We start from the raw sequence: 1,532 nt of genomic DNA, 5'->3' as shown, positions 1-1,532 counted from the left end.
CCCGGTGCAGCTGCGGCTGTGCCTCACCTGCGGCCACGTCGGCTGCTGCGACTCCTCGCCGGGACGGCACGCGACGGAGCACCACGAGAAGTCCGGTCACCCGGTGATGCGGACCTTCGAGCCCGGCGAGGACTGGCGGTGGTGTTTCGTCGACCACGTGCTCGTGTGAGCTGCTGAAATGCGCTCGTACGAGCGAGACCGTCCCGCCTGACCACCTTCTCGTGTGACACTGCATGCGGCGGCTGCCGCACGACGGTTCGAGCGTCTGACGTCTGGGTACGTCAACCCGGCGCGCGCTCTTCCCATTTGGGCACGCAAACCCTCTAGACACGGAGCGTATCCACAGCTTTACTGTGAGTGACGCCAGGGGGTTGGGGTCCCGGGGACAGCAACGTTCGGAGCGCGATAGCGTCACCGCTGAACCACGTACGCGTTACCCCGGGGGGCGACCCTCGGCCCCGTAAAGCTTGTACCACCATGGAGGTGAGGGTGTCCCAGATCGCAGGCGAGCCCGCGGCGAACCAGGACTTCGTGGAAGTCCGGCTGCCGGCTGCGGGTGCCTACCTGTCGGTGCTGCGGACGGCCACGGCCGGTCTGGCGGCCCGCTTGGACTTCACCCTGGACGAGATCGAGGACCTGCGCATCGCCGTGGACGAGGCGTGCGCGATCCTGCTCCAGCAAGCCGTGCCCGGCTCGGTGCTCAGCTGTGTCTTCCGGCTTGTGGACGACTCGCTGGAAGTCACGGTGTCGGCGCCCACGACGGACGGCCACGCCCCCTCGCGGGACACCTTCGCCTGGACCGTGCTGTCGGCCCTCGCGGGCAAGGTCTCGTCCGCCGTGGACGAGGACAAGACGGTCTCGATCAGCCTCTACAAACAGCGCGGCGCCGGCCCCGGGCCGGCGTGAGGAACGGGGACGGGCCGGTGCGGGACGAAGAGCGCGGCACACGGGAGCTGCCGACCGGGGACGGGGGTGCCCCCTGGTCGACCAGCGCCGAGACCTCCGGGGCGGACCCCCGGGACGGTTCCCGGCGCACGGCGGACGGCATCGACGGCATCCCCGAGCAGGCCAGGCCGCACCCGGAGGACGACTCCGCGCGTGCCTCCGGTGACGATGCCGGCCAGGGCACGCCACCGGAGGCCGCCGACGGCGCCGGAACCGCCGTCCGCGCGGGTGCGAGGGCTCGGGGAAGGGCAACGGGCGGGACGATGAGCGAGCACGAGCGACACGCCGAGGACGACACGCCGGCCACGGAGGCCGTGCAGGCCGTACGGCACGACGCCCAGGACCGCAGCGGGGCGCGGGCGATGTTCATCGAACTGCGCGCTCTGCCGGAAGGCAGCGCGGAGTACGCGGAGCTGCGCAACCAGCTGGTCCGCATGCACCTGCCGCTCGTGGAGCACCTGGCGCGCCGCTTCCGCAACCGCGGCGAGCCGCTGGACGACCTCACCCAGGTCGCCACGATCGGCCTGATCAAGTCCGTCGACCGGTTCGACCCCGAGCGCGGCGTGGAGTTCTCCACGTACGCCACC

General features: G+C 71.3%; 3 protein-coding genes. All 3 read left to right on the top strand.

Going from position 1 to position 1,532, the window contains the following annotated elements:
• Positions 1-169 (top strand): UBP-type zinc finger domain-containing protein (locus CCN44_RS41690; RefSeq protein WP_143650464.1); only part of this gene is annotated, 169 nt, incomplete at its 5' end.
• Positions 170-489: 320 nt separating this feature from the next.
• Positions 490-906 (top strand): ATP-binding protein, encoded by a 417-nt coding sequence (locus CCN44_RS41685; protein WP_009190566.1) that lies wholly within the window; start codon positions 490-492, stop codon positions 904-906.
• 17 nt (positions 907-923) lie between these two features.
• The coding region (locus CCN44_RS41680; protein ID WP_244204068.1) for a sigma-70 family RNA polymerase sigma factor at positions 924-1,532 on the top strand (609 nt) is incomplete at its 3' end.

This window comes from Streptomyces tricolor (genome assembly GCF_002155905.1).
GTDB lineage: Bacteria > Actinomycetota > Actinomycetes > Streptomycetales > Streptomycetaceae > Streptomyces > Streptomyces tricolor.
This window is presented reverse-complemented; position numbering and strand designations above follow the sequence as displayed.